The 25,766-nt window shown below is 53.3% G+C and carries 30 protein-coding genes; 6 read left to right on the top strand and 24 right to left on the bottom strand.

Going from position 1 to position 25,766, the window contains the following annotated elements; all coding sequences use genetic code 11:
* Positions 1-12 precede the first annotated feature (12 nt).
* From gatC to BN3277_RS03295, 4 genes are all read right to left on the bottom strand, one after another.
* Entirely contained in the window at positions 13-300 is a 288-nt protein-coding gene (gatC, locus tag BN3277_RS03310) for an Asp-tRNA(Asn)/Glu-tRNA(Gln) amidotransferase subunit GatC (RefSeq protein WP_059040877.1), read from the bottom strand.
* A gap of 172 nt (positions 301-472) precedes the next feature.
* On the bottom strand, positions 473-856 hold the full coding sequence (locus BN3277_RS03305) for a hypothetical protein (RefSeq protein ID WP_059040876.1): 384 nt from the start codon (positions 854-856) through the stop codon (positions 473-475).
* Between the two features lie 342 nt (positions 857-1,198).
* Positions 1,199-1,825: an MBL fold metallo-hydrolase gene (locus tag BN3277_RS03300; RefSeq protein ID WP_059040896.1), complete on the bottom strand. Its 627-nt coding sequence runs from the start codon at positions 1,823-1,825 to the stop codon at positions 1,199-1,201.
* A gap of 126 nt (positions 1,826-1,951) precedes the next feature.
* Positions 1,952-2,563 carry an undecaprenyl phosphate transporter UptA gene (locus BN3277_RS03295; protein ID WP_059040895.1) on the bottom strand — a complete coding sequence of 204 codons (612 nt, stop codon included), beginning with the start codon at positions 2,561-2,563 and terminating at the stop codon, positions 1,952-1,954.
* 171 nt (positions 2,564-2,734) lie between these two features.
* Here BN3277_RS03295 and BN3277_RS03290 point away from each other — a divergent pair, with 171 nt between their 5' ends.
* Positions 2,735-3,046 carry a hypothetical protein gene (locus BN3277_RS03290; RefSeq protein WP_059040875.1) on the top strand — a complete coding sequence of 104 codons (312 nt, stop codon included), beginning with the start codon at positions 2,735-2,737 and terminating at the stop codon, positions 3,044-3,046.
* Between the two features lie 25 nt (positions 3,047-3,071).
* Here the strand turns inward: BN3277_RS03290 and BN3277_RS03285 are convergent, their stop codons facing one another.
* The 6 genes from BN3277_RS03285 to yyaC all read right to left on the bottom strand — a co-directional run bounded on the left by BN3277_RS03285 (position 3,072) and on the right by yyaC (position 8,005).
* A complete protein-coding gene (locus BN3277_RS03285) occupies positions 3,072-3,464 on the bottom strand; it encodes a hypothetical protein (RefSeq protein WP_059040874.1) in 393 nt (130 codons plus the stop codon).
* An 81-nt stretch (positions 3,465-3,545) separates the two neighbouring features.
* Positions 3,546-4,145 carry a hypothetical protein gene (locus BN3277_RS03280; RefSeq protein ID WP_059040873.1) on the bottom strand — a complete coding sequence of 200 codons (600 nt, stop codon included), beginning with the start codon at positions 4,143-4,145 and terminating at the stop codon, positions 3,546-3,548.
* Between the two features lie 472 nt (positions 4,146-4,617).
* Entirely contained in the window at positions 4,618-5,802 is a 1,185-nt protein-coding gene (locus BN3277_RS03270; RefSeq protein WP_059040871.1) for a class I SAM-dependent methyltransferase, read from the bottom strand.
* Positions 5,803-5,843: 41 nt separating this feature from the next.
* Entirely contained in the window at positions 5,844-6,491 is a 648-nt protein-coding gene (locus BN3277_RS03265) for a DUF6483 family protein (RefSeq protein WP_059040870.1), read from the bottom strand.
* A 127-nt stretch (positions 6,492-6,618) separates the two neighbouring features.
* Complete coding sequence (locus BN3277_RS03260) at positions 6,619-7,425, bottom strand: alpha/beta fold hydrolase (protein WP_059040869.1); 807 nt, start codon at positions 7,423-7,425, stop codon at positions 6,619-6,621.
* Positions 7,426-7,477: 52 nt separating this feature from the next.
* Positions 7,478-8,005 (bottom strand): spore protease YyaC, encoded by a 528-nt coding sequence (gene yyaC / locus BN3277_RS03255; protein ID WP_059040868.1) that lies wholly within the window; start codon positions 8,003-8,005, stop codon positions 7,478-7,480.
* 139 nt (positions 8,006-8,144) lie between these two features.
* On the opposite strand from yyaC, the gene BN3277_RS03250 reads away from it, so the two are divergent.
* Positions 8,145-8,372 (top strand): DUF1128 domain-containing protein, encoded by a 228-nt coding sequence (locus BN3277_RS03250; protein ID WP_059040867.1) that lies wholly within the window; start codon positions 8,145-8,147, stop codon positions 8,370-8,372.
* A 29-nt stretch (positions 8,373-8,401) separates the two neighbouring features.
* Here the strand turns inward: BN3277_RS03250 and BN3277_RS03245 are convergent, their stop codons facing one another.
* Positions 8,402-9,412: an asparaginase gene (locus tag BN3277_RS03245; protein ID WP_059040866.1), complete on the bottom strand. Its 1,011-nt coding sequence runs from the start codon at positions 9,410-9,412 to the stop codon at positions 8,402-8,404.
* 170 nt (positions 9,413-9,582) lie between these two features.
* Between BN3277_RS03245 and BN3277_RS03240 the strand changes: the two genes are divergently transcribed.
* Positions 9,583-9,804 carry a hypothetical protein gene (locus tag BN3277_RS03240; RefSeq protein ID WP_059040865.1) on the top strand — a complete coding sequence of 74 codons (222 nt, stop codon included), beginning with the start codon at positions 9,583-9,585 and terminating at the stop codon, positions 9,802-9,804.
* Between the two features lie 45 nt (positions 9,805-9,849).
* Here BN3277_RS03240 and BN3277_RS03235 read toward each other — a convergent pair whose 3' ends face one another.
* The 8 genes from BN3277_RS03235 to BN3277_RS03200 all read right to left on the bottom strand — a co-directional run bounded on the left by BN3277_RS03235 (position 9,850) and on the right by BN3277_RS03200 (position 16,988).
* Positions 9,850-10,623, bottom strand: coding sequence for a sigma-70 family RNA polymerase sigma factor (locus tag BN3277_RS03235; RefSeq protein ID WP_059040864.1), 774 nt, complete (start codon positions 10,621-10,623; stop codon positions 9,850-9,852).
* The gene (rsbW, locus tag BN3277_RS03230; protein ID WP_059040863.1) at positions 10,620-11,069 is read right to left on the bottom strand and encodes an anti-sigma B factor RsbW; all 450 of its coding nucleotides are present in this window, start codon (positions 11,067-11,069) and stop codon (positions 10,620-10,622) included. The genes BN3277_RS03235 and rsbW overlap by 4 nt, the downstream gene beginning before the upstream one ends.
* 18 nt (positions 11,070-11,087) lie before the next feature.
* A complete protein-coding gene (locus tag BN3277_RS03225; RefSeq protein ID WP_059040862.1) occupies positions 11,088-11,426 on the bottom strand; it encodes an STAS domain-containing protein in 339 nt (112 codons plus the stop codon).
* Between the two features lie 62 nt (positions 11,427-11,488).
* Positions 11,489-12,415 (bottom strand): sensor histidine kinase, encoded by a 927-nt coding sequence (locus tag BN3277_RS03220; protein ID WP_082691290.1) that lies wholly within the window; start codon positions 12,413-12,415, stop codon positions 11,489-11,491.
* Complete coding sequence (locus BN3277_RS03215; protein ID WP_059040860.1) at positions 12,388-13,542, bottom strand: PP2C family protein-serine/threonine phosphatase; 1,155 nt, start codon at positions 13,540-13,542, stop codon at positions 12,388-12,390. The genes BN3277_RS03220 and BN3277_RS03215 overlap by 28 nt, the downstream gene beginning before the upstream one ends.
* 177 nt (positions 13,543-13,719) lie before the next feature.
* On the bottom strand, positions 13,720-14,220 hold the full coding sequence (locus BN3277_RS03210; protein WP_059040859.1) for a DUF948 domain-containing protein: 501 nt from the start codon (positions 14,218-14,220) through the stop codon (positions 13,720-13,722).
* Between the two features lie 166 nt (positions 14,221-14,386).
* Positions 14,387-15,664, bottom strand: a complete 1,278-nt coding sequence (locus tag BN3277_RS03205) for a C40 family peptidase (protein ID WP_232436311.1) — start codon at positions 15,662-15,664, stop codon at positions 14,387-14,389.
* Between the two features lie 454 nt (positions 15,665-16,118).
* Positions 16,119-16,988 (bottom strand): cation diffusion facilitator family transporter, encoded by an 870-nt coding sequence (locus BN3277_RS03200; protein WP_059040858.1) that lies wholly within the window; start codon positions 16,986-16,988, stop codon positions 16,119-16,121.
* Positions 16,989-17,218: 230 nt separating this feature from the next.
* Between BN3277_RS03200 and BN3277_RS03195 the strand changes: the two genes are divergently transcribed.
* Positions 17,219-17,407, top strand: coding sequence for a hypothetical protein (locus BN3277_RS03195; protein ID WP_059040857.1), 189 nt, complete (start codon positions 17,219-17,221; stop codon positions 17,405-17,407).
* A 100-nt stretch (positions 17,408-17,507) separates the two neighbouring features.
* Here the strand turns inward: BN3277_RS03195 and BN3277_RS03190 are convergent, their stop codons facing one another.
* On the bottom strand, positions 17,508-19,133 hold the full coding sequence (locus BN3277_RS03190) for an ABC-F family ATP-binding cassette domain-containing protein (protein WP_059040856.1): 1,626 nt from the start codon (positions 19,131-19,133) through the stop codon (positions 17,508-17,510).
* A 458-nt stretch (positions 19,134-19,591) separates the two neighbouring features.
* On the opposite strand from BN3277_RS03190, the gene BN3277_RS03185 reads away from it, so the two are divergent.
* The gene (locus BN3277_RS03185) at positions 19,592-20,497 is read left to right on the top strand and encodes a transposase (protein ID WP_059040855.1); all 906 of its coding nucleotides are present in this window, start codon (positions 19,592-19,594) and stop codon (positions 20,495-20,497) included.
* 547 nt (positions 20,498-21,044) lie between these two features.
* Here the strand turns inward: BN3277_RS03185 and BN3277_RS03180 are convergent.
* The 4 genes from BN3277_RS03180 to BN3277_RS03170 all read right to left on the bottom strand — a co-directional run bounded on the left by BN3277_RS03180 (position 21,045) and on the right by BN3277_RS03170 (position 24,637).
* A complete protein-coding gene (locus tag BN3277_RS03180; RefSeq protein WP_059040854.1) occupies positions 21,045-22,070 on the bottom strand; it encodes an MBL fold metallo-hydrolase in 1,026 nt (341 codons plus the stop codon).
* An 82-nt stretch (positions 22,071-22,152) separates the two neighbouring features.
* Positions 22,153-22,254 carry a cytochrome bd oxidase small subunit CydS family protein gene (cydS, locus tag BN3277_RS26370; protein ID WP_407944589.1) on the bottom strand — a complete coding sequence of 34 codons (102 nt, stop codon included), beginning with the start codon at positions 22,252-22,254 and terminating at the stop codon, positions 22,153-22,155.
* 5 nt (positions 22,255-22,259) lie between these two features.
* On the bottom strand, positions 22,260-23,291 hold the full coding sequence (locus BN3277_RS03175) for a cytochrome d ubiquinol oxidase subunit II (protein ID WP_059040853.1): 1,032 nt from the start codon (positions 23,289-23,291) through the stop codon (positions 22,260-22,262).
* Positions 23,288-24,637, bottom strand: coding sequence for a cytochrome ubiquinol oxidase subunit I (locus BN3277_RS03170; RefSeq protein ID WP_059040852.1), 1,350 nt, complete (start codon positions 24,635-24,637; stop codon positions 23,288-23,290). The genes BN3277_RS03175 and BN3277_RS03170 overlap by 4 nt, the downstream gene beginning before the upstream one ends.
* Positions 24,638-24,921: 284 nt before the next feature.
* Here BN3277_RS03170 and BN3277_RS03165 point away from each other — a divergent pair.
* A partial coding sequence (locus tag BN3277_RS03165; protein ID WP_059040893.1) for a virulence factor occupies positions 24,922-25,766 on the top strand: 845 nt, incomplete at its 3' end.

Genomic DNA, 25,766 nt, shown 5'->3' with positions numbered 1-25,766 from the left:
AAGCCAAGCGGCCTACTCTAGGACGGCCGGAACCTTAAACTGCCCGTCTTCTTCGTCCGGCGCATTGCGGAATACCTTTTCCGGCGGCAGGCTGTCCTTCACTTCGTCCTCCCGCATCACGTTGCTTAAATGCAGCACATGCGTTGTCGGCGCAATATCGTCCGTATTCAGTTCATTTAACTTCTCGGCGTATTGTAAAATCGCGTTAAGTTGCTCCGTGAACATGTCCCGCTCTTCATCGGTCAGGTGCAGACGAGCCAGCTTCGCCACGTGTTCGACGTCCTTCGTCTGGATACTCATGCTTTAGATGCCTCCTTTAGTGATGCGTTCCCACACTATTCGTACATTCTACCACGCTTGTACAATTGAATAAAATTATATTGTAGATTCCGATTCAATTCAATCCGTTAAAGCGGAAAGGAGAACCTCTCTAGGGCAAAAAGAAAAAGAGCCGGCTATGCCGACTCCCCTCTTATATCCATGCCCGCAGGTTCACTTGTTTAATGAATTCCGCTTGGGACATAACTTCCTTTGTTGGTTCCTGCTGCCCGTCTGCCTCGCTGTCTTCGCCGTTCATGATTTGCCGAAACAGCTTCTCATTATGCGTAGCCAGCGCGTAATCGATCAAAGCTTCCTGTGTCGCGCGTTCAACTTCTTGCTCGATCAGCCGACTTTCGGATTCTATATCGCTCTGCGGAACGAAGTAATTCCGCCCCGTCTTTGGAGACCGGATGACGTAGTCAAAAGCATTGTCCGGATTGCGGTCGTAAGCAATAACGTAGCCATATTCCCCAACAGGAAGATTCTGCTCAAAAGCATCACCGACGATAACAATTTTCTCTCCCAAATGAAGCATCGTCTACCTCCCTGAGTTATTTGGTTGCTTAAATCCTCGTAAACTTGTATTGCTTTATATAATCCTACTAAAAGTGACGGAGATTGGTCAAGTTCTTCACTGGAATCCCGGATGGTAATAGCGTATGCATCACGACGGCGAGGTGTCCATCTCTCATTTATCTGCGGGACAAGACAAAAAAGAACGCAAACCGGGATGATTCCGCAGCTTGCGTGCTTCGCAAAAGTTACAATGTTTTAATTAAGTACATCCTATCAAAGGGTTGTACTTTTGTCCACTATTTTTGTACTTTTTCGTCGATTTTTATTTCAATTGCAGCCATTGCCAAGAGGGCCGCCATTTCTAGGAAACATACGGATTATTCGCCCGTTCAAAGCCGATGGTCGTTCGAGGCCCGTGACCGGGGTAGACCTTCACCTCGTCCTTCAATTGGTACAACTTCCCGCGAATCGAATTGTACAGGTCCGCCTCGCGGCCTCCCGGCAAGTCTGTCCGCCCAACGCCGAGACGGAACAGCACGTCTCCGGAAAAGAGGTCGTCTCCGCACAGAAAGCTAACGCTGCCCGGGGAATGCCCCGGCGTATGATATACGGTGAACTCATGCCCGATGAGCTGAAGCTTCTGTCCTTCGGCCAGGTCGAATTCCGCCGGATCCGTTGCGATAGGCGGCCCCACCTCCGGCCACATCAACGAACCGTTCAACTTCGGTGTCGTCAGCCACTCGCTTTCCAGCGGATGGACAAAGACCGGACAGCTTTTCGCCTTCCGAATCTGGTCCACGCCTCCAATATGGTCAAAATGGGCATGAGTGAGCAATATCGCTTCAATCTCCAACCCTTCGATTTTACGCAATAGCGGCGCAGGGTTCGTACCGGGATCGATAATAATCGCCCGGCCTTCCTCTTCTCCCCGAAGTAAATATGCATTGGTTTGCAAGGGGCCTAAAGTAAAACTTTCAATCTTCAACATTTGAATAGCTCGAAATAAGCTCAAGCCGTTTAATAACGGCAGCTAGGCCTATTCCGCCTCCTCCCTCGTAAGTTCTAAACCGGCAGTCAGCCCGTCCGGATGGTCGGCAGCAGGGAGCGTCACCGCTTAGGCGTCGCCCTTTTTCCGGCTTCCGAAGGTTTTGACGATCAAATACACGATCAACAGCGCCAAAGCGCCTAACAAAATCGGCATGATATAAGGCCCGGCCTTCTCGTCCACATGCTGCCACTGCTCACCTAGCAGCATTCCCAGATATACAAACAGCACCGACCACGGAATCACCGCTAAGGTCGTCAGCAGCAAAAACTTGCTGACCGGCATTTTGGCCATCCCGGCGGGAATGGAGATCGCATGCCGCGCGACCGGGATAAACCGTGCCGTAAAAATCACTCCGGATCCGTATTTCAGGAACCAAGCTTCCGAGACGTCGATATGCTTCTTCTGAATCAAAATATATTTCCCGTACTTCTCCAAAATCGGCCTGCCGCCGTATCGCCCGATCCAATAGATGAACAACTGGGCGATCACGCCGCCTACCGTGCCGAAAAAGACGGCTCCAATGAAATTGATATGGCCTTGTTGTACGAGGTACCCCCCGTAAGCCAACACGATTTCGCTGGGGATAATCTCAATCATCAGTCCCAGCATGATCCCGAAATAACCCAATTGCTGCACCCAGTCCAATAACACGCCCACTAAATTCGATATCCAATCCACAGCTTCGTCCTCTTTCCCATTAGCTTTCCGCCCCAAAAGACAGCAAGATCTTCCTCTAATCTCAGTCTATTCTATCATAGCCGGGGACATGCCTTCTACTTCGCTCTTCCGGCGCGGTGACTCCGGGATATCCGCCCGCATATGCTGGAGCAAAAGGAGGCGACTTAAGCCATGACAAACTTCCCGGCCAAACATCGGACTTCCCTCCCGACCCCGCGAAAAATCCGCCGCAGCTGCAGCAAAGAGCTGTACCGGACGGTCAAGCGGCTCGGCGTTTATATTCCCGAGGAGCGGATCAAGCAAGGCGAAGCTTTGTATTACAAGAAGGTGATCGGCAACCTGCTGTGGATCGGCGAAAATATCAGCAACCGCAAGCTGCTGGCCGACTGGTGGGACGAAGCCGTCAGCGCCGAGCTTGCCGAGCTATGGGAGGTCGACCGCGAAACGTTGTCCTCGGCGTTTCGTGCAGCGTTTGGGGGCTAGGCCGTTAGGTGAATGGAGCTGCTTGCTACTTCCAGGCTTCGCCCGTTAAAGGATGAGACGGTTGCTGCAGTTTCCACCCCAGCTCCATAGCTTCCGCCGTTAACCGGAACGCCCGGTCGTTACGTCGGGCAGGCGTGGCGGCAACCGCTTCGGCTAGACGCGAGTAGTCGGCATAGAGGTTGGCGCCGATGGAGGCGGCAGCTTTGGCCTGCTGCAGCTGGCCGTTTGCTTGCAACCTTTGCGCGAGCTCCCATAACTCGCGCAAAGCGATCGTTTGCTTGACCCGGTCGAACCGGTCCAGCTCCACGCTTCGCTGCAGTGCTTCCGCAGCGGCGGGATCTTTTGCCCGGGCCAGGGCCTGGCCCCAGGCAAACCACAGCTCGGCGCGCTCCGGCTCGTAACGCAGGCCGTCCCGCAATAGCAGGGTAGCTGGGTATAAGAGACCAGCCTTCCTCTTCTCCCCGACGCAAATATGCCTTGGCTTTCCAGGGGCCTACAGTTAAACCGCCGAAACGGCTGGATCCGCGGTGCGCAGGATCGCGCCTGGCAGCGGCAGCCCACCGTACACGGCAGCCAGCGCCGTGACGGCGAGCAGCCCGCCGGTCAGCACCCATCCGGCTTCCAGCAAGCGGCGACCGTGCAGAGGCCTAGCCGTCGCCAACATCCCCAGCGCCGCTCCAAACACGCCCACAAACGTCCAGAACAACATGACTTCCACCGTCGATGGAACCGACAACGGACCGACTGCCAGCAGCCCTCCGTATCCCGCCGCGATGACAAAGGGGCCAACGAACAACACCAAGGCATATCGCGATCGAGTAACAGACTCTCCCCGCAAATCCGCCCATAGTGAGGCGGTGCCCGGATGTAGTCCTGGATGGGTCATCGTGCTTCGCCTAAATCCAAGCAAGATTGCCCAGCCTCCCGCCGCCCCCGCTCCCGCAATCAACCACGCAGACACCAGTACCAGCGCTCCCGGACGGTCCGTCCAGTATAAGCCTTGATGGAAGCAAACCCACACACCGCTCAGCCAAACCGCCGCAGTGACTCCCCAAACTTGCCAGCGCCGCACCCCCACCACCTCCTTATTCACGTTCATTCAGCCGTACTTCTCCCTCTCTTCGCGTGTTCCAACATCTACGTTTTCTAAGTCGTTTACTCTTCGCTGTGCTTCTTCAGCCTTGTTAAGTCGACTCCACCTTTCCCCGTACACCAAACCACTTTACTCCATTCATTGGCAAGTTTTATCCAGGGTATTCTCCTAATGTGGCGGCGAGCATCCTCAATCCAAATGTAAAAGTGCAGTTCATTCCCGATCTTAGAGGGGATTTTTCGAAAATAACTGTAAAAGTGCAGTCCATTTCCGCTAATAGGAGCAAATTCGCCATAATCGCGGAAAATTAACTGCACTTTTGCATTTCAGCCCTCGTTTCAGGCTCCATCTCCCGAAAATAACTGCATTTTTGCAGTTCAGTCCCCCGTAGAGCACTACGTCGGCAAGCCCAACGGCCCCCCGCCGGCTAAAAATTGAAAAAAGCCGGTCAGGCATCCCCAACCGGCTAATCAGAATATCATTTTTTCTCCCCAACCGCCTCCGGCAGCAAATCCCGGCAAGCGCGCTCCAGGTACGGTTCGGCGCTTAAAAAGTCACGAAACGCCGTATACTCCCGCCAGAGCTCCGAAACGTTCGTACCGCCCGACTTCACAGCGCGGATCAGAATGTTCTTTGGCGTATGCTCCATATCGATAAACTCCAACAGCTGCGTTTTGTACCCCATTATGTCCAGCAGCTTGGCAGGAATCGCGTCGGTCGCCAGCGCGGAGAAGCGCTCCTTCAGGATGCCATGCCCCAGCAGCGGCTGCAGCACCTCGCTTTGCACCTGGTTAAACAGCTCATGCTGACAGCAAGGCACGGACAGAATGACCGAAGCGCCCCAGCGCACCGCTTTCTCCAACGCAGCATCCGTCGCCGTGTCGCAGGCATGGAGCGTCACGACCATGTCAACCGCGTTGAGCTCATCGTAATCGGCGATATCGCCGACGAGAAACTTCAGGTCGTCATACTGCAGCTTACGGGCTAACCCGCTGCAATGCTCGATGACGTCGGCCTTCAGGTCCAAACCAACTACGTTCAGTTTTCGTTGCTGCTGCACCGCCAAATAATGATACAATGCAAACGTCAAATAGGACTTGCCGCAGCCGAAATCAACGATGGTCAACGGACGCCCCTCCGGTAAATGGGGGAGAACATCCTGAACCATTTCAAGGAAGCGGTTGATCTGCTTAAACTTATCGTATTTTTTGGCAAGCACCTTGCCGTCCGTATTCATGATCCCCAGCTCCACCAAAAACGGAACCGGCGTTCCTTCCTCCAGCACATATTGCTTTTTCCGGTTATGCGTTAACGTCCCGAGAGGCTTGCGTGACGGAGCCTTTTTCAGAATCGTTACTTTAAACTTCTTGCTGATCAGTACCTGAAAGTCGGCCTCCGCTGTACAAAGCAGCCCTTGCCGGAACGTCTCCTCAAACAGCTTCGTCAACTCATCCGCAAAGGCGGCGGAAGGGATATTTTGATGCAGCACCTTGTTTGGGTAATGATAGGCAAATTGATAGTGCAGGCTTTTTTTGATTTCGACCGGCTTGATCTGCACTTTGCTGTATTCCGTATCCCCCGGTTTGCGGCGGCCGCTGATCGTCGCCGTGATCAGGCTGCCCTTCTCCGCCAGGTCGTTCGCGAGTTTACGCAGTGATTCCATTTTTGTTTAACAGCTGCCTTTCTGCATATAAGTAGTTACAATCAAAACCGGGCCTCCACTTCGGCAAGCCCTTCCTCGATTTCCTCCGCCGGCAAGCCGCCGGCCGCAAGTATATCCCGAGGAACCATGAGCAACCGCCGATAAAACTCCGCTGCGTCTTCTTTGGTGGCATGGCCTTCCTCCAGCAAGCGGTATAGCGCGTTCTCCGCCAGGTCGTACCGCCCCTCGCCTTCTTCCCAACGAAGCACAAGCCATTCGGTATCCGGTGGAAGACGATAGGGTTGAAGCAGCGATTGCAGCTCGGAAATAGCGGCGGGCAGATCCCAAAGGGAACGATCCGCCCCATGCACCGCAGCGGTCAAGTAAAGATGAAGGGATTTGATCCATCGCGTTGCCCCTTCATCAGGTTCTCCGGAGCTCTCGTACACGTCGCCTTCCTCTTTAAGTAGCCGGGCCAAACTTTGGAGCTTGTCCGCCTCAACCTCTCCGCCGCTCTGAAACAGGCGCACGATGTCTTTGGCGGGCAAGTTGTCCAGCAGCTGGGAGCTCAGGCGAAACTGCCCTTTAAACAACTCATCGAGGGCCCATAACGCCTCAATCTTCTTTTTCTGCTGCTTCAGCATAAACACTTTCCCCAACACTTCGGTCATTTCCTCGATCATTCTGACAAGGTAGTCCCTGCGCAGCATGGTTGCTCCCCCTTTCGTCCCGCCAATTGAAAAAGCCGAAAACCGGAGTTTCAGATGAAAGCTCCGGTTCCATGGCATCAGTTCGACTAGCTTAACACTGCAAAACGTTGTAAGAGAACGCTTGGCTTTAGACTTCCACGATCTCTCCCGTTACGCTGCGCATAAAATCGGCGATCACCGCGGTCAGTTGCTCCGGTGCTTCATACATACTCATGTGACCCGCCCCTTTGATGACCGCCTTCGTAACGTTGGGCCCCTCGGTCGTAAACAGCCGTGCCATCGGCACAACGGCGTCGCTTTCCCCGGCGACCAACAGCAGTGGAAGCGACGTGTTCGCCATGACGTCCCGGCGGTCCGGCCGCTCGCGCATGGCCAGCGCAGCTCCCGTCGCCCCTTGAGGCGGCGTCTTGTAGCCGATTTCCTTCACGCGATCCACCTCGGCTCCAAGCTTCTCAACGTTATCCGGAGCGAACAACCCCGGTACCAGACCGTCCACAAAATGCGTGATCCCTTCGGATCGAATACGCGAAACCGCCTCAAGCCGTTTCGCTTTTGCTTCCTCGCCGTCTGGGAATCCCGTGGAATGAATCAATCCAAAAGCGTTCAAACGCGACGCATAACGCTGAGCCAAAGACAAAGCGGCATAACCGCCCATCGAATGGCCTAGCAGCGTGTACTTCGCGATGCCGAGCGCCTCCATCAAACCGGCGACGTCGTCGGCCATTTGATCGATCGTATACGCGCCCATTGGCGCAGCTGTAGCCCCATGTCCCCGAAGATCGGGGGCGATGACCTGATATTTTTCGGCAAGCAGCGGCTGAACCTTCTCCCAGTAAGCGGAGCTGCCGCAGAAGCCGTGCAGCAAAACTACCGTTTCGCCCTGTCCTTGTTGTTCATAGGCGATCGTTGTTCCGTTGACTGTTACTTTGTCCATAACGCTACCCACTTTCTTTTATCTTATTTTTTTGGAACCTTTCGAAACTCCTTCACCGAAACGCCGCAGCTGCGGCGCCCGCGATCTCATCGGCCATTTGCATGACCTTGTAAAGCGAGGTCATCTGCAGCGTCCAATAGGGCTTGGGCCCTCTAACGTTAACGACCGCAGCGATGCTGTAGTGGCCGACCTCGGGCAAGCTGGCCCCGACGGACTGTGCCGGCTGGAGCGGTTGGCCGGAAACGAGGTAATATCCCACCGAATCCGCCATGCCCAGGCAGGCATCAATGGCGATGATCACACGCCCTTCGGGGATCTCGGCCATGCGCTGCTCCAGATTCGTCGCGTCACACGGCTCGCGAAGCGTGCCGATCACGTGCCCAAACCCCAGCTCCGTCAATTTCGTCCCGACGAGTGGTCCCAGCGCATCTCCTGTGGATCGATCCGTTCCGATACAAAGAAAAGTAACGACATCACGGATATGCCGGTCGCGAATCCCCGCAAAAAAAGCCTCCAGCTCTCCGCCGCTCAGCTTTTTCCGGTTCAAGCCCGCCGCCGGCCATTCCTTGTGCTCCTGCATGACCTAGACACGCTCCCTTCCGGTATTCCGTTTATCTGATTGTAACGCATCCGGACGGCCGACCGCAAAACTTCATGAACTCGCTTCCCTCATGGTACAATAGCTAATAACCTATAACCCGGAAGGATGAATAACAATCATGGATCTGTCTACGAAAAGTAAGGAAAATATCGAGTACATGATCGAAGCGATCAAAAGCAAGCTGAAAATGGCCTCCGGAGCAGCGATGTCGGCGTCCGCGTTCCACGTTAACCAATATGACGATATCCGCGATGTTTATGACATCGTGATGAGCAAAGAACGGCTCAGCATCTCCGAAGTCGAAGCGCTCGCCCAAGAGCTCGGAAGACTGCGGAGCAAAGCCTAAAGCCCAATCCGCCTCCGCCTAAGTCAGGGTTATCGTTCCAGCTGAAATGCCGTTTCGGCATGACCTACTTGCCAGCCCTCATCGTTTAAGATCGAAGACGGGAACGCTTCGCGCAGCTTTCGCAGCGTTTCCTCGTTTTCGTACCCCAACTGCTCGAGCACGGACAAAGCGATCATTCCCCACTCTTCCTCAGAGCCATCCTGAATTTTAAAAGTCACCCCAACGCGCTCACGGCGCAGCGCAAACGCATAAACCCCTTTAAATCCACCCTTGGCAACGATATTCGAATCCCCCAGTAAAATCGAATCGATCCGCCCGGTACCGGCAACGAGCAAGGGATGGTGATTCATTGCACCCGTAATGACTCTAGCTGCTTCGGACGTCGCCGGATCCTCGATTAAATCCGGGCAAGCCAGCTTCAGATAGGCGGAAGCCAAAGCGGATAACGGCAGCGCAAACACAGGGAAACCGCAGCCATCCGTCCCCAACGAGATCTGCGACTCGGATATTCCCGCCAAACCGGCCAGCGTCGTCAGTATTTCCCGCTGAACCGGGTGATCCGGGTGATTATAGGTTTCCAGCGGGTGTCCCTTCATTTTGCAGTAAGCCAAAACGCCCAAATGTTTGCCAGAACAGTTATGGTAAATCCGGCGATACGCTCCGCCTTGTCGCAGCAGCCGCTCCTTGGACGCTTCATCTAGAGGTAAGCTTGGAGCACATACAAGCCGCTCTTCCGCGAGCCCCGTTTTGTTTATCAAACTCTCCAGCGTGCCGACGTGGATCTCCTCGGCCCGGTGGGAAGCGGTCATGATGGCGATCTCATCGTCCGTCAGCCCATATGCCTCCTGGATTCCGGCACGAATGCCCGGCAACGCCTGAATTGGTTTAGCTGAAGAACGGGTAAAGACGGTAGCATGAGGATTACCTGCCCGCCCAACAACCTCTCCTTGTTCATCAATAATACAAATATGGCCATAGTGGGCGCATTCCAGCAGCCCCCCGCGATATTCATTAACTAGTAAAGCTTCTTTGTTGTTCATCTCATCGTTCTCTCCTTAATCCGTTCCGTTCCTTCACAGTATAGTACAGCGGAAGCCCGAAGGCTATAGACCCACCCGTCAGACTCGCTAGCGAATCGCCGGTATACGATGTCGGGCCATTAGCGCAAACTATCTACGGTTCCAGATCGAGAGAAAGGAGGCGACCCTCTATGCCCCAACCCGAGGACCGGCTAGAGCAGTACGTCGCTAAGCAAATTAGGGCTGCCCAAGTCGGCGAATATCCCGAACATAAAGAGATCGATGAAGCCGAGAACGGGTCCATGGTCAACGACATGGAGGATTTAATTCAACTGGGTGAAGACATGGAAGAGATGAAAACAAGCCGGGAAGACCTGGAGCAAAACGGCTTATTGTCCGATCCGGGCCAATAGTTGCTTTCGAAAAAAGCGTTGCCCCCAATTTCACAGGCAACGCTTTCAAGTCGTGTTCATATGATCCATGATCTGCCTTAACCTCTCGGTTGCCCGCTTCTGAATCCGAGATACGCTCATTTGAGACATCCCCAGCTTCTGAGCGATCGCCCTTTGAGATTGTCCATCTTGAAAAGCCATCAGCAGAACTTGCTGCTCCTGGGCCTTCAATTGACTCATGGCTTGCTGCAAATCCATCCGATTCTCAACCGCATCGTAATCATCCGCATTCGCGCTGATCATCTCGCCTAGCGTTGCGGCGCTTTCGTCCGGAGACACCGGCGAATCCAAGGATACGTAATGATAACACTCCCGCCCGGCTAGCACCTCAACGGTCTCTTCAACCGAGAGCTCCAGGTACTCCGCAATCTCCTTGATGTCGGGAGATCGCTCCAGCTTGACGGTAAGCTCGTCGATCGCCTGCTGAACCAGCGCTCCCTTTTCCTTAATTCTTCGCGGCACCTGAATGTACCAGGACTTGTCGCGCAGATAATTTTTCATATGCCCGATCATGCTTTTCATCGCATAGGGTTCAAACGGAATCCCCAGCTCGCTGTCGTACTGCTGCAGCAATCGAACCAATGCCATTTCGCCTACCTGGTACAAATCCTCATACAAGTCCGGCCGATTGCGGGCGATTTTGCCCGCGGCCATTTTGACCATCGAATCGTATTTACGAATTAACTGGGTGGCGATTTCGTTGTCCTTGGTTTGCTGGTACAGCCGAATTAAACGGGTGGATTCCTGAAATGACTCTTGGGGAGCCGTTCGCTCATTCATACCTTCTCCTCGCTCTTCTGGAGTCGGCGGACCATCATCACCTTCGTTCCTTTACCGGCTTGCGTCTCCACGCGGACGTCATCCATCAACGCCTGCATCAGATAGAAGCCTAATCCTCCGATTGGAGCTTCGCTTAATTCTTTCTCGTGCAGCGTCACGCCGCCCGCCTGTCCCCACGGTTCAAAGCTCTCCCCTTCATCTCTGACCGTGATCGACAAGGCATCCGTTAGGACTTCGAATGTAATTTCCATTTTTCCAGCATCCTGCCGGTAGGCATACAACACGGAATTGTTGCAGGCTTCCGACACCGCCACCTTCATATCTTCAATTTCCTCATAGGAAAATCCCATTTTCGAGGCCACGCCGTATAAATTCAACCTGACGATATCCACATATTCCGCTGTAGCCGGAAGGCTGATGACGATTCTCTCTATTTCCTCTATCATTAATACTCGATCCTTTCCTTAGTGGGAGTTCTCCTGCTCCGCGAAAAACTTGGCTATCCCGGTCATTTCAAACAGTTTCCGGATATGGTCCGGTACTTCCCGCACATAAAACCTCGAGCTCATTCCTTGTCTGGCCTTCAGGATGGACAGGAAAATCCCGATCCCGGTGCTGTCGATGTACTTCAACTCTTTCAGATTCAGAACCAAATCCGCATCATCTTTTCCAACCAACGGGTCCATCACCTTACGGAAGTCGGGAGCTACGGACAGATCCAGCTCGCCGCGCAAGAATACGGTGCAAATCCCGTTTTCCAGTTGTGTCGTGGTGGAAAATTTCAAGCTTTTTCTCGTGTTCATGAAATACTCTCCCCAGAATAGGTTTTCTTACTACAACATAACCCAGCTTGTCCGCTGATGAATCAACGAGGTTCGACATCGCCGGGGACACTGCTGCGTAACGTAAGCGTAAAGGTAAATGCCGTGCCATTCTCTTCCAACGGCTTTGCCTGAAGCTCACCGCCCAGCATGGCCACCAGCTTCCGGCAAATAGAGAGCCCCAGACCCAGGCCGCCATATCTCCTCGTCATAGAGGAGTCAAACTGCGTAAACGGCTCAAATAATTGGAGCATCTGGCCTGCAGGAATCCCAATCCCCGTATCACCGATCGTGAAGCTTAATCCGATCTTACCACTTCCGGCAGGGATTGAGGCAATGATCATGTAGATCCTGCCTTTTTCGGTGAACTTGACGGCATTCGCCAACAAGTGGATCAACACTTTGCGCAGCCGCCGAATATCGCCATAGAGCAGATCCGGGATCCGTTCGTCGATGACAAAATACAGATCCAACCCCTTGCCAACCGTCTCTTGTCGGAACAAGGCAAAGATATCCCGAATCGCTTCTCGCAGCGCAAACGGAGTTTCCTCCAATTCCAGCCGGTTTTGACCAAGCCGGGTAAAATCAAGGATATCATCAACAATCGAGATTAAGGTATTGGTGTTGGTAAAAATCAAGCCAGCATATTTCTGCTGCTCCTCGGTCAGCTTCGTTTCCAGCATCAGCTCGCTCATCACGAACACACCATTAAGCGGTGTGCGAATTTCATGGCCCACCATCGCTAGAAAATCCCGTTTGGCTTGGCTGCCTGCAGCGGCGGCAGCCTCCGCCTTGACGAGCTCCCGATTCAAGCGCTCCACTTCCCGCTTCATTTGGTCCAGTTCGAGTTCCGCTCGCTCCAACGCACAAGCCGTCTGCTCCAAACGGTTGATGAGCGGCCCCCGCTCCCCCTCCATCCGCCCCATGCTGCCCGTGTCCTCTTTCATTTGAGCGAAATCCAGACTAGGCATTTATCGTCTTCCCTTTTGCGCGGAACGGAATCTTCGAAGAACAGCCGGTTCATCGCGTCGCAGTCGAAGTCATGGCCGCAGGTATCCAACTGATCCTCCAGCCGGGCCTGCCGCGCCTCCGGCGATTCTTCCTGCGCGTCAATCAGACCGTCGGTGTACAGCACCAGATGGCCCGGCCCTTCGTAATGAAGCGTCTGCGGTTCGGTTTCAATGCTGTCGAACAAACCGACGGGTGGCCCCACCTTATCTAAACGGACGGCTTGTTCGTTCTCTGTATATAGGAGACCAGGCGGGTGTCCGGCATTGACGTATTCAATCATTTTTCGCCGAGTGTCTACGACAAGATAAATGGCCGTGAAATAATATTGGATCAGCTTGCTTTCAATATGAAGCTGAATAAATCGGCGATTGAGCTCTTGGATCACCTTCTCAGGTTTCACGTAAGTATGTACGGTATCTTTAAGAACAGACGAGATGAACATGCAGAACAGGGAAGAGGAGATGCCATGGCCCATCATATCCAGCAAAATAACCGCATATTTCCCCTCTCCCAGCGAGTACCAGGAATACAGATCCCCTGCCAGCTCGTAGGAAGGCTTATAAATGGCATCGATTTCGACTTCCGCATCGCGGATTGGGGCACTAAGTACGGCATTTTGAACAAGGGACGCCAGCTTTAGCTCCTCCTGGATGCGTTGATCCCGGTTCCGGTGCCAGTCCTTCTCCAGCTTCAGCCGCAAAGCGAGGCGAATCCGTGCCATCAGCTCTACCTTGTTGATCGGCTTCGTCACATAATCGACAGCCCCGGCATCCAACGCTTCCGCCAACTTATTGGAATCCCCCACCGCGGTAACAACAATGATGGGGATCTCTCTCAGTTGCTCGGAACGCTGCAAGATTCGGCAGGCTTGGATCCCATCCATCTCCGGCATCATCATATCGAGCAAAATTAAATCCACATCGGAGGGCCCGCTCTCCTCCACGGCGTCCAAATTTTTTACGCCAAGCCTCTCAAACATTTCCCGGGCGGAAGTTACCGCAACCGTATTCCGGTAGTTTTCCTTCTTCAATATCTCGCGGATAATAATGGTGTTTGTCGGATTGTCATCTACGATCAATATTCTCATGGGATTCTCCTTAGAATGAGCTAGAGTATGCGCTCAGCACGAAAAAAAAGGAACCGGGCACTTGCCCCGTTCCTTATTACTCGAATGACAACACGGGCAAGGAATGAGTAATAGTGTACATTACCCTGTCTGCCCCCGATTGAAACGGCAGAACGGGCCGCACCGTGCCTAGATCCCTTAACTGCGGTATTTCTGCCAGACATCGGCGGCAACATCCACCCATTTGACCCAGCCGGCAGATGGACGACTCGCGTCCTGCGCCGGAAGCTCCGCATTGGTTTGAACGTGGCGGACCGGCGTTTCCGCTGCTGCTGACTCGGCTGTTTGTACCTTTCGTTTCGCCATCCGCGGACGGCTGGCGATTCGGCTCGCCACAGCGGCGGACACCTGTTTGGTCGCTAATGTGACTTCACTCAGCACTTCGCCTGCGTGTTTTACCGATTCCATCAACGGATCAATTTGCTTCATTTTGTGCTGTAGATCCCCAGTCAAGTCGTTCGCCTGCCGTACAACGTGCTGAACCTCGGTGCCCAGCTCATCAATCGTTTTTTGTACCTCTCGTAGCGTATCCGTCGTAGTCTGAAGCGATCGTTCCGCTGCCCTAAGCGTCTTAATCAGATAGACGACAAGCACCACAAAAGCCGCCGCGGCAACCGCCACGCTAATCTCCCATATCATGTATCTTTCCTCGCTTTCCGTCCGTGTACGTTAACCGTTCTTTCCTTAACTATACACGAAAAAAAGCGGAAGAACAGCCGTTTCTTTCAACGGCTTCAGGGGACAACAAAGCCGCTTTGCTCGTCCCCGATAGCGGGAAACGAACCAAAGCGGCTTTGGTTATTGCCTATTTTAAGACGCTGCCACCATACAGGAAGCGGTGTACCCAAGCCCCGTCGAATTTATCGAGGATAACTCCGCCGGACTCCTTCGAGTATGTGTGCAGGAGCTGCCCATTGCCAAGATAAATCGCCACGTGGGTGATCCGCTGGCTTTGCTTGTCGATCCCTTCGTAGGATTTGGCTGAAGAGCCTTTATAGCTCATAAAGAAGACCAAGTCGCCTCGCTTCAAGCTATCGATATTGTATACGGCAGTACCGTTGTCCTTGATGTAATCCCCTTGCTTTCGGGAATCCGACGGAAGCGTAAGGCCCAATGCATCCTTGAAGGCTTGTCTTACGAAATCGGAACAGTCGAACGTTGACGTATTGCTACGGCTCGATCCATACTCATAAGGCGTACCCAGGTATTTCATCCCGGCCTCAATCACCTGTTCAATTTGCTGGCTGATCCCGTTGGACGGTGCTGGAGTAGGCACAGGGTCCGGAGTTGGTGTGGGTGCCGGTGTTCCAGGTTGCCCGCTGACATCCAAATATTTCTCCTTCGTGCTGACGTAACCTATCGTTCCATCCGACGTCTGTACTTTATAGAAATACTCATTGCTTTGTTCGAGAACCGTCAGTTGCGTGCCCGTACGCAGCATCGTGATGACTTTACCCGAGGTGGAGGGTTCATCGCGCATATTCACGCCATACGTTACCGTCGCCGGCCATCCAAGCGCAGGCTGGGAAGGTTGGGTAGGCGTCGCAGGGATCGTCGCATCGATCCGGAGATATTTCTCGTTTGTGCTGACATAACCGGTTTGTCCGGCGGATGTTTGCACCTTATAGAAATATTCGTTGCTTTGCTCCAGAATCGTCAGCTGCGTACCCTTGCTCAGCATATCGATGACATGGCTCGAGGTGGACGGTTCATCGCGCATATTCACGCCGTAAATGACCGTCGCCGGCCATCCCAAGTAAGGTTGGGATGGGGTGGTAACCACCGTTTCCACTTGAATATACTTATCGTTGGAGCTGACGTAACCCGTCGTTCCGTCCTCGGTGCGCACGAGATAAAAGTATTTATTACTTTGGTCCAATACAGTAACTTCTGACCCCTTTTTAAGGAATCCGACTACTTTACCCGAAAGGGAAGGTTGGTCACGAAAATTGACCCCGCCGACAATATGACCTTTGGTGATCGTTTGCGCGGTTGAGGTTGCGGCTGCAGCCTGATGAGGAGCAGCTGTATAAGAAGAGAGAAGAAGGGCACTCAACAAGGTGATCGCTACGCTTCGTTTCATGGGTGTTATCCTGCCTCCTAAAGTAAAATCTAGTTGTTAGCTTTCGTTCCAACGTTCTCCTTTCTTTGGTCTTGCCCCCATTATATCCCTTGTCGAAATTAGTCTAAATCGGTCGAAGTGCACATTATAGGAAAGCGCATTCAAAGACGATGGGCCTAGTTGTTATTGATTTAAAATAGAGGCACCCGACCTATAAATTCCGGACCAAAACCAGCCGATGAAAGCGCATTTTCGCGCAAAAACACTTGATTTATGTAACGAAAGTACCTGTTATCGAAGAATCCCAAATCAATTTCATATAAATCCCAATTTATCCAATCGGCCTAATTTATAGGGACAAACACCCGGTTTTTGCGCAAAAAAAGCCCAAGCGGGAAGGCCTGGTAAATATTTCCTTAGGCCTAACTCGCTTGGGCGGTGAATTTGCCATGACGGCAAGTATTCGGAATGGAGCCTAACCTTCTTTGGGCTCCACATGAACGTGAACATGCATCACGTTTTGCTTACTTCTCATCCGCTCCTCAACCCGGTCGCTGATTTTATGGCTTTCAATCACCGTCAGCTGCGGATCCACTTCTATGACGACATCAACTAGCACATGGTTGCCATGTACGCGAGCCTTCAAGTCTCGGATCCCTTCCACGCCTTGAGTTCGGGCAATCGTGCTGCGCAAATCGCCTAACTCTTTCTCATCAAAGCCATCGGTGAGATTATGCGTCGACTGACGAAAGATGTCCCAAGCCGTCTTGCAAATGAGCAATCCCACCGCAATCGCTGCCACGACGTCCAGCCACGGCAGCCCGAATTGGGCTCCGATGATCCCGATGGCTGCGCCAACGCTCACCATGGCATCCGACAAGTTATCTTTTGCCGCGGCCATCAACGCCTGGTTGTTGATCTGTTTGGCTAGTCTCCGGTTATAGGCATATACCCCGCCCATGGCCAGCGCACAGACAGCGGCAACCGCGGCCGAGAGAATGTCAGGCTCACTATGTACACCTTCCGCTAACGAACGGATCGCATCGAGAATGACTTGGATGCCGACCATCGCCATAATGAAGGAAGCCACCAACGCAGCGATCGTTTCCGCGCGGAAATGGCCATAGGCATGATCTGAATCCGGCGGTTTTTGCGAGATTTTGAGACCGATCAGCACCGCCACCGAAGCCACAATATCCGTGAGGTTGTTAAAGCCGTCGGCCAACAGCGCGTTGGAATCAAAATAAAACCCGCTAACCAATTTAAAAGCGGACAGCAGTAAATAAGCGGCAATGCTTACCCAAGCCCCGCGTTCCCCTTTTCGTATGTCGTCGTAAATATCCAAGTCCCGCACCTCCAGACTTCTCCCCGGAGCCAATAAACCACTTCATAGCTCTCCATAAATCAGCTTATACCAAAAGCGTTTAATCATCGTAGCAAATAAACCCCGTGTAAGTCTAGAGAAACAGTGTTGCCCCCGGGAAAAGCCGCCTTCATCATTATTCCCGTTGTACGCGCTTTTAAAAACGTATAAAATAGGGACAGCCCCTTTCTACTTACGAGGAGATGATATCGGTGACGGATGCGAAAGAACCGCGCAAAATCGATTTGGCCGAAGCGATGCGCCAAAAGCTGCAGCAGAAAAAACAACAGCAGCAGGCGGCCAACAAGCCAGGGATGAAGGACAATCTTCAAACCAAGGCGCTGAAGAGCCAAAACAATAAAAAGCCAAACAATCAGCGCCGCCGGACAGGCGGTTCGTAAAAACCTCAAAGCAAGACAAAAAAGCCGCACGGACAGGTCCCTCATGGACCCGATCGTGCGGCTTTTTAGTTGATCCGCATATCGCAGCTCGACTGTGTTTTTAGACTTCTTCCGGATACATCGATTTCCGCAGGTTTTGAATTTCTTCGCTCTCCAGGTATTCGTCGTACGTCATGACGCGATCGATGATCCCATTTGGCGTAATCTCGATAATGCGGTTGGCGATGGTTTGGATAAACTGATGGTCATGCGATGTGAACAGAATCGTCCCGTCGAAATCGATCAGCCCGTTGTTCAGCGCCGTGATCGATTCGAGATCCAAGTGGTTGGTCGGCTCATCGAACATCAGCACATTGGCACCGTTCAGCATCATTTTAGCCAGCATGCAGCGAACCTTCTCGCCCCCGGACAATACGCTGGCCTTCTTCAACGCTTCCTCGCCGGAGAACAGCATCCGTCCAAGGAAGCCGCGCAGGAACGTTTCATCCTGGTCGTTGGAATATTGGCGCAGCCATTCCACGAGATTCAGATCCACGCCGTCGAAATAACGGGAGTTATCCTTCGGGAAATACGCCTGCGAGGTCGTAACCCCCCAGCTGTATTCGCCGGCGTCCGCTTCAAGCTCTCCCGTCACGACCTGGAATAACGTTGTTTTGGGCAGGCTGTTCGGGCCAACAAAAGCGATTTTGTCACCTTTGTTCACAACGAAGCTCACGTTGTCGAGCACTTTATCGCCTTCAACAGTTTTGGACAACCCGTCCACCGTCAGCAACTGCTTGCCGGCCTCACGCTCCGCTTTGAAATGCAGGAACGGATATTTCCGGTTGGACGGACGAATGTCCTCCAGCGTGATTTTATCCAGTTGCTTTTTCCGGGAAGTCGCTTGCTTCGATTTCGAGGCATTCGCGGAGAAGCGTTGAATAAACGCCTGCAGCTCCTTGATTTTCTCTTCCTTCTTCTTGTTGGCGTCCCGCTGCAACTGCAGCGCCAACTGGCTGGACTCGTACCAGAAGTCGTAGTTGCCGACGTACATCTGGATTTTGCCGAAGTCGATATCCGCGATGTGCGTGCACACCTTGTTCAGGAAGTGACGGTCATGGGATACCACGATAACGGTACCTTCGTAGTCCATGAGGAAATTCTCAAGCCACTGGATCGATTCGAGGTCCAAGTGGTTAGTTGGTTCGTCGAGGAGCAGATTATTCGGACGTCCGAACAACGCCTGCGCCAACAGGACGCGAACCTTCTCGTTGCCGCTGAGCTCGGCCATCTTCTTGTCATGCAGCTCGCGCGGAATGCCGAGGCCGATCAGAAGCGCTGCCGCATCTGGCTCCGCGTCCCAGCCGTTCAGCTCGGCGAATTCGCCTTCCAGCTCGCCAGCACGCATGCCGTCCTCTTCAGAGAAATCGGCTTTGGCGTACAAGGCATCCTTCTCTTTCATAATCGAATACAGCCGGCCGTGGCCCATAATGACCGTTTCCAGCACCGGATATTCGTCGTATTCATAGTGGTTTTGCTTGAGCACGGCCATCCGCTCGCCCGGCGTCAAAAACACTTCGCCTTGGTTCGGCTCGATCTCGCCGGAGAGAATTTTCAGGAACGTCGATTTACCCGCCCCGTTCGCCCCAATCAAGCCGTAGCAGTTGCCCGGGGTGAATTTTATATTTACGTCCTCGAAAAGTGCCCGTTTTCCGTACCGGAGCGTTACACCGTTAGTGCTAATCATGTTAGGCATTACCATCCTTTTATCATAGTGAGTGCGGACTATCCTAAATAGTCGATACTACTGGCGTATTATATCATAGTTCACCAAGGAAATTGAACCAAAAGCGCAGAGATCCCTAAAATCCGGCCCAAAATCGGGTTTCATCCTCATCGTTCCCTCGTATCTCACAAAGGTTACCCGAACAGCCTCGCCCTACCTGTGGGGACCAGCTTTTTGCAGCTCCCGCGCCCAACCCGCATTGGTTCCTCCCGCGCCCAACCTGCATTGGTACCACCCGCGCCCCCTTTGCACCATTATCCCTTTTGTTCAGGAGTTTGGGATCTGGGCCTGGCCATTTGCATGGATCCAATTCACAAAACCAAATATGGGATTATTTTCTTGACATCAGAACGTATGTTCTTTATAATGGAATAAAGCGAACGCGCATCCCTATTCTCATCGATTGGAGGTTGGCAGACATGAACATAAATGTCGAAAAGGGGTTTCGTGCTCTAAGCGGCCGTTTTGACAGCGAGGAGGCCTGTATGGAAGCGATCATCGCAACGAAATGGCCCAATGGCTTCGCTTGCCCACGCTGCGGCAACACGTATTGTACTCGCCTGAACTCCCGGAGAATCCCCTTATTCGAGTGTAGTAGATGCGCGCATCAAACGTCACCTTTGGTCGGTACGATTTTTGAAGGAACACACTTGCCTCTGTTGAAATGGTTCCAAGCTTTGGAGTTGTTTCTACTCCCTGATGGTATCTCAGCAATGCGGCTAAGCCAGGTGATCCGAGTCACCTATAAAACCGCTTGGTTGATGCTGCACAAAATCCGCCATACCCTTGGAGAAATGAATGCTCGTAAGCTTTTAACTGGGGAAGTGAAGGTGAATTGTGATCAGTACGGAACAAATCCGGCCCGGTGCCATCAGTTTCCTCATCCTTATGACTCGGCGGTCATCGCTGGTTGTACGGTATCGGAGTCGGGCGAGCCGAAGCAGGTGAAAATCCGTCTCCTATCGCACAAGCGGGGAAGTGGAACTAAAGCGAGCCGTCACGAACTGGCCGCGTTTATCAATGACCAGGTGGATGTCCACGCTTCATCCGTTCAGACACACCCTCTGCCCTTTCGGCTCTACGCGCCCTTGCGGAAAGTGGTACGAGAAGCATGGAATTCGCTGAAAAATACATATGTCGCTCTGGGCCCAAAATATCTGCAAGCCTACTTAAATGAGTATACTGGACGCCGGGAGTTACTTCTGCCCGAAACAAAGGAATCGATGCAACAGTTACTGCTGGGCATGTGTGTGGAAGTTCCAGCCATCTCCTACCACAAGCTGATCAATCGCCAATCAAATCCGCCTATGGCTGCAGCGGCTTAATCGCCCTAAACGAATCAGCCTATTGTTGCTGCAGCTTAAACGCACCTAAGCGAATCCACCTATTGCGGCTGCAGCTTAAACGCACCTAAGCGAATCTGCCTATTGCGGCTGCAGCTTAAACGCACCTAAGCGAATCTGCCTATTGCGGCTGCAGCTTAAACGCACCTAAGCGAATCTGCCTATTGCGGCTGCAGCTTAAACGCACCTAAGCGAATCCACCTAACGGTAGGTAGGGTTAGCATGAACAAAGCCAACTAATTCTTGAGGATCTACCAAATAAGAATGCTAGCTGATTGTACAAGGTTTGGGCTAGAGAATCGGATTTCACTTAGTCCGAAAGGTTATATACAAAGAACAGTTACCGTTTCTACGAGGTTTAGAGAGAATCGGGGACACCCGCCGCCTGATTAAACGGGATAATGGTGCAAAGGAGGCTGGACAGCAGGTGCGCCCGCCCAAACGGGATCAACCCAGATCCAGCCAGTGCAGCCGAGCAGCCGGCGCAACCCGCCCAACCTAACCGGCCACAACTCAGCCGGGCTCATGATTAATGAGTGCGTCCGCTCAACTGCGGGATTCGCTCTGTTTCTTGGGGTGGAACCGCGGCCGGTGGCTGCGGTGGCAGATGAGGCAATCGCAGCGTTTCCCCGTGATGCAACAGCCGAATCATGTCTTCGGAGATGCCGCGCCGTTGCCGGTCCGCCTCCAGGCGGTCCAGCGCTTCACGCGCGGTATCGTCAGCCAGACGAAACGTGCCATAATGCATCGGAATCATCAGCTTGGCGTTGACGTCAATGAAGGCTTGAAGCGCCTCCTCCGGCGTTGTATGCTGGCTGGTCATAAACCATTCCGGCTCATACGCGCCGATCGGCAGCAGCGCCGCGTCGATATCGAATCGGCTCCCAATTTCAGCGAATCCGCGGAAATACCCGCTATCCCCGGCAAAATAGATCACCGGCGGCTTTGCTCCACCCTCACTAGACGCCGGCTCCAAAACGTACCCGCCCCAATGGGACGTATTCGTATCGAACGGCGTCCGGCGCGTCCAGTGCTGGGTCGGCACAAACGAGATATCGACCGCGCCGATTCGCACCCGCTCCCACCAACTCATTTCCTGAACGCGGTGGAATCCCTTTCGCTGCATCTTCCGCCCGAGTCCAACGGGGACCAAAATCGTAGTGGTGTCCCTGTCGTATAGGCGGCGGATGGAAGCCAAGTGCATATGATCGTAATGCGAATGGGAGATCAGGATCACATCAATCGGCGGCAACTTGTCGATCGGGATCCCCGGTTGGCATAACCGGCGCTGGAACCCCATACGCATCGCCCAGACGGGATCCGTCACGATATTTAGTCCTTGATACTGAATGAGAAACGTGGAATGACCGATCCAGGTCATCGTGGTCTCCACGCGGTTTTGATGCAAGTAATCGAGCTGCGGCGGCTTATTGGGGATAACGTAGGAATAGTCCTTCTTTTTTCTGCGGCGCTCTTCCCGCCATTGTCTGAACTGCTTCAACGTTTTGTCTGTGCTTACGTTATCGATGTTGTTGTAGCGCGTTCTTCTTGGCATCGCTCCGGTTGCTCCTCTCCGCACGTTCTTTTGCTTTTCTCTTATTCTAGAATAATTTAGGCGGCAAACCAAGTTTCTTGTTTCATTCCGCCCGATCTTTATATTTCGCGGCATAGATAAACAAGAACAGGACCGCCCCAACCACAACCAACTCCGGCGCCACCATGATCGTAAACCATTCCACCGTCATCACCCTTTCTCCGGCGAGTTGCCTCGCACGTATTTCGCGTCGAACAGAAACAGGCGCATCAGCAGGAACAAAGATGGAATGAGGATGCATAGTCCCGCGACGAAAGCGGTGATCAAGGCGACGGCCATCGTCTCGTTGGTGAAGCTTTCATAGATGCTGACCTGCTTATAAAGAATATAGGGAAGGTGGCTCCGGCCATACCCATACCAGGCAAATGCAAACTGCAGCATGACCAGCAGAAATGACCAGCCTAACCGTCGCTTTTTCCATACCAAGGCAACGGCTCCCAGGAAGCAGGCTAACGAGGCGATAAACATCCACGCTACCTCCAGCATATGAGCGTAGTGCTCTGGATTTTGCCGGTTGATCTGAAAAAAGGCAAACACACAGGCCAAAATCGTTGGCCCGCTCCACAGCAATGCATACCCCCGCAGCACTTCAAAAGCTCGGCGGTCCCCAGCTTTATCCGCATAAAACGCAAGAAACATCGCCGAAATGTATAACACAGATACCAACGCTAGCAGGATCACCGACCAGGTATACGGATTGCCAAAGAAGGCTGCCCAATCCAGGACAACTTTCCCCTCGATCTCGACGATGATACCGCCCTCCGAAATCGCCAGGATCGTCGAAAGGGCCGCCGGAATTAGCAATCCCGTCGCCCCGTAGATCCCCATATACGTTTTATTGTTCGCTTGGCTGCTACCATAGGTGTTATATGCGTAGTATGCGCCCCGCAAGGCGAGCAGCACGGTGACCAGGCTGCCGGGAACCAGCAACGCAGTACCGTAATAATAAGCGGAGTCGGGAAAAAATCCAACCAACCCCACGACGAAAAAGATCAAAAACACGTTGGTCACTTCCCACACCGGGGACAGGTAACGCTGAATAATGTCGTGAATTTTGTTCTCATGTCCTGTGATCACGCTGTAATAGCTGAAGAATCCAGCCCCAAAGTCTACGGAAGCCACAATTAAATAGCCAAACAGGAATGTCCACAGTACGGTGATGCCCACCAATTCGTAGCTCATTGACCGCGTCCTCCCTCCAGCTGTGCTTGCCGCAGCTCTGTCAGCACATCTTTGTTTCGGAACATCCGGGACAACACCAGGACGCAGGATAGACACAGGACGAGATACAACACGGCGAACATCAGAAGCATCGGGCCAACGCTTTCCGAAGTGGTGGCGGCTTCTCCCACCTTCATATAACCGCGGATAATCCACGGTTGACGGCCGAACTCGGCAAACATCCACCCCAGCTCAATAGCTACCATCGCTAACGGCCCCAGTGCCAGAATGCCGATCAGAAGCCATATTGGAACTCCTTTTTTGCCGCCGGGCAGGTAGCGACGCAGCAAATATAGAAACGGAATCAGGACGAGCAGCACCCCGATCGTGACCTTAAGATCAAACATATAATGAATCAGTAAAGGCGGGCGAACGTCCTCCGGGAATTCCTCAAGCCCGATCACCCGAGTATTGGGCGAGTTTCCAGCGAGGATACTAAGCGCATACGGGATTTCCAGCGCGTATTTGACGTTCCCCGACTCATCCATTACGCCGCCGTATATTAGCGGAGCCCGCTCCATCGTTTCAAAGTGCCATTCCGCAGCGGCCAGCTTCTCGGGCTGGTACTTGGCCAAAAACTTCCCGGAGAAGTCTCCGATCATCGCGGTAGCCAGCGCAAACACGAAGGAGGATACCACCGTCAGCTTCAGCGCTTTTTTGAAATAGACATGGTCCCGGCCTCGCAGCAGGCTGAAAGCGGCGATCCCCGCTAAAACCCCGGCGCTTACCGTATAGGAGGACGCCAGCACATGCGAGACCTTGGTTGGCGTTGCCGGATTAAACATCGCCACCAACGGGCGAAAGTCGGCGATCACTCCATTCTTGGGTGTGAAGCCTTGCGGCGTGTTCATGAAGGCGTTCAGCGTGGTGATGAAGAACGCCGACGCCGAAGAGCCAATGGCCACCGGTATCAGCAAAAGCAGGTGCAGAAGCTTGTTTTTGAACCGGTCCCATGTATACAGGTAGATGCCAAGAAAAATCGCCTCCACGAAAAAAGCAAAGGTCTCCATAAACAGAGGCAACGCAATCGCCTGCCCCGCCACCCGCATAAAGGTCGGCCAGAGCAGGCTCAACTGCAATCCGATGGACGTGCCGGTCACGACGCCAATCGCCACGGAAATGACGAAGCCGCGAGCCCAACGGCGGGCCAGCAAAGTATAATGCATATCGGCGGCGCGGATGCCCCGCCATTCCGCAAGGGCAATCATCAGCGGCACGCCAACGCCGATTGAAGCAAACACGATATGTACAAACAAGGTCAACCCGGTAAGCATACGGCTTAAGGTGACCGGATCAAGGTTAGCCATGACGAAGCTCCTTCAGGAGAAGTAGTGGAGAAAACGGACAACGCTCTTGATGAAGGCGTACAGCATGATTACCGCCACTATAAGACATACGATCGCCAGGGTTCGCTCTTGTTTTTGGAACATGCTTCCGCCTCCTTGCCCAGTTAGTGTGTCGCGGTTGTTCCTTTTTATTCCTATGAGGCTTGGGCATTACGTTGCATTGAGGTACAATAAACAAGAAAATATTAAAAAATTGAATAATCTGTGAATGAAGGCGTCACCTATTGAAAGGAGCTGTGATTTTAATGAAGATCGTCTTTATCGAACCGACCCCCAGCCCAAATTCCATGAAGCTGCATTTGGATGAGAGCCTGGAACCGGGGATTCGGAAAACATATACGTTGGACAACGAACGCTCCGCCCCGGTCTGGATCCGCGGGTTGCTGCATATCCCCGGGGTAAAAAGCGTGTTCCACACCGCCGATTTCGTTGCCTTGGATCGGAAGGGGAACGCCGATTGGGCGGCGATTCTATCCGAGGTGCAGAAGCAGTTTGGCCAAGAAGGGGTCGAATCGGCCTGGAGCCCGGAGAGCGGGGAACCGTCAGGTTACGGGGAGGCGCAGGTGTTCGTGCAGTTTTTTCGCGGCATTCCGATGCAAATTCGGGTGAAGGCGGGGACCCGTGAGGAACGGATTTCGCTGTCCGAGCGGTTCGTGAACGCTGTAACCGAGGTGGCCAGCGCCACGCTGATCAAGGAGCGTAAGCTCACCGATTACGGCGTGCGCTATGGCGAGCTGCCCGATATCGCCCGCGAGATCGAGCAGGAGCTGGAAGCTGCATATCCGCCGGAACGGCTGAAAGGCATCATCGCGCAAGCGATCGCCCACGGCCGCAGCGAGACGGAGTTCGTCGAGCAGCGGCGCGAGCTTAGCCTGGACGAAATCCGCGAGCGGATGAAGGATCCAGATTGGCGCGTGCGCTACGCCGCGCTGGAGTCGTTGCAGCAGCCGGGCGCAGAGGCGCTGCCGCTGCTCGCGGAGGCGCTGCGCGATCCGCAAATGCAGCTCCGTCGGCTCGCCGTCGTTTATCTCGGCGATCTGCGGACGCCGGAGGCGATGGAGCTGCTGTACGAGGCGCTGCGCGACGCTTC

It is taken from the genome of Paenibacillus rubinfantis, from assembly GCF_001486505.1.
GTDB classification, from domain to species: domain Bacteria; phylum Bacillota; class Bacilli; order Paenibacillales; family Paenibacillaceae; genus Fontibacillus; species Fontibacillus rubinfantis.
This window is presented reverse-complemented; position numbering and strand designations above follow the sequence as displayed.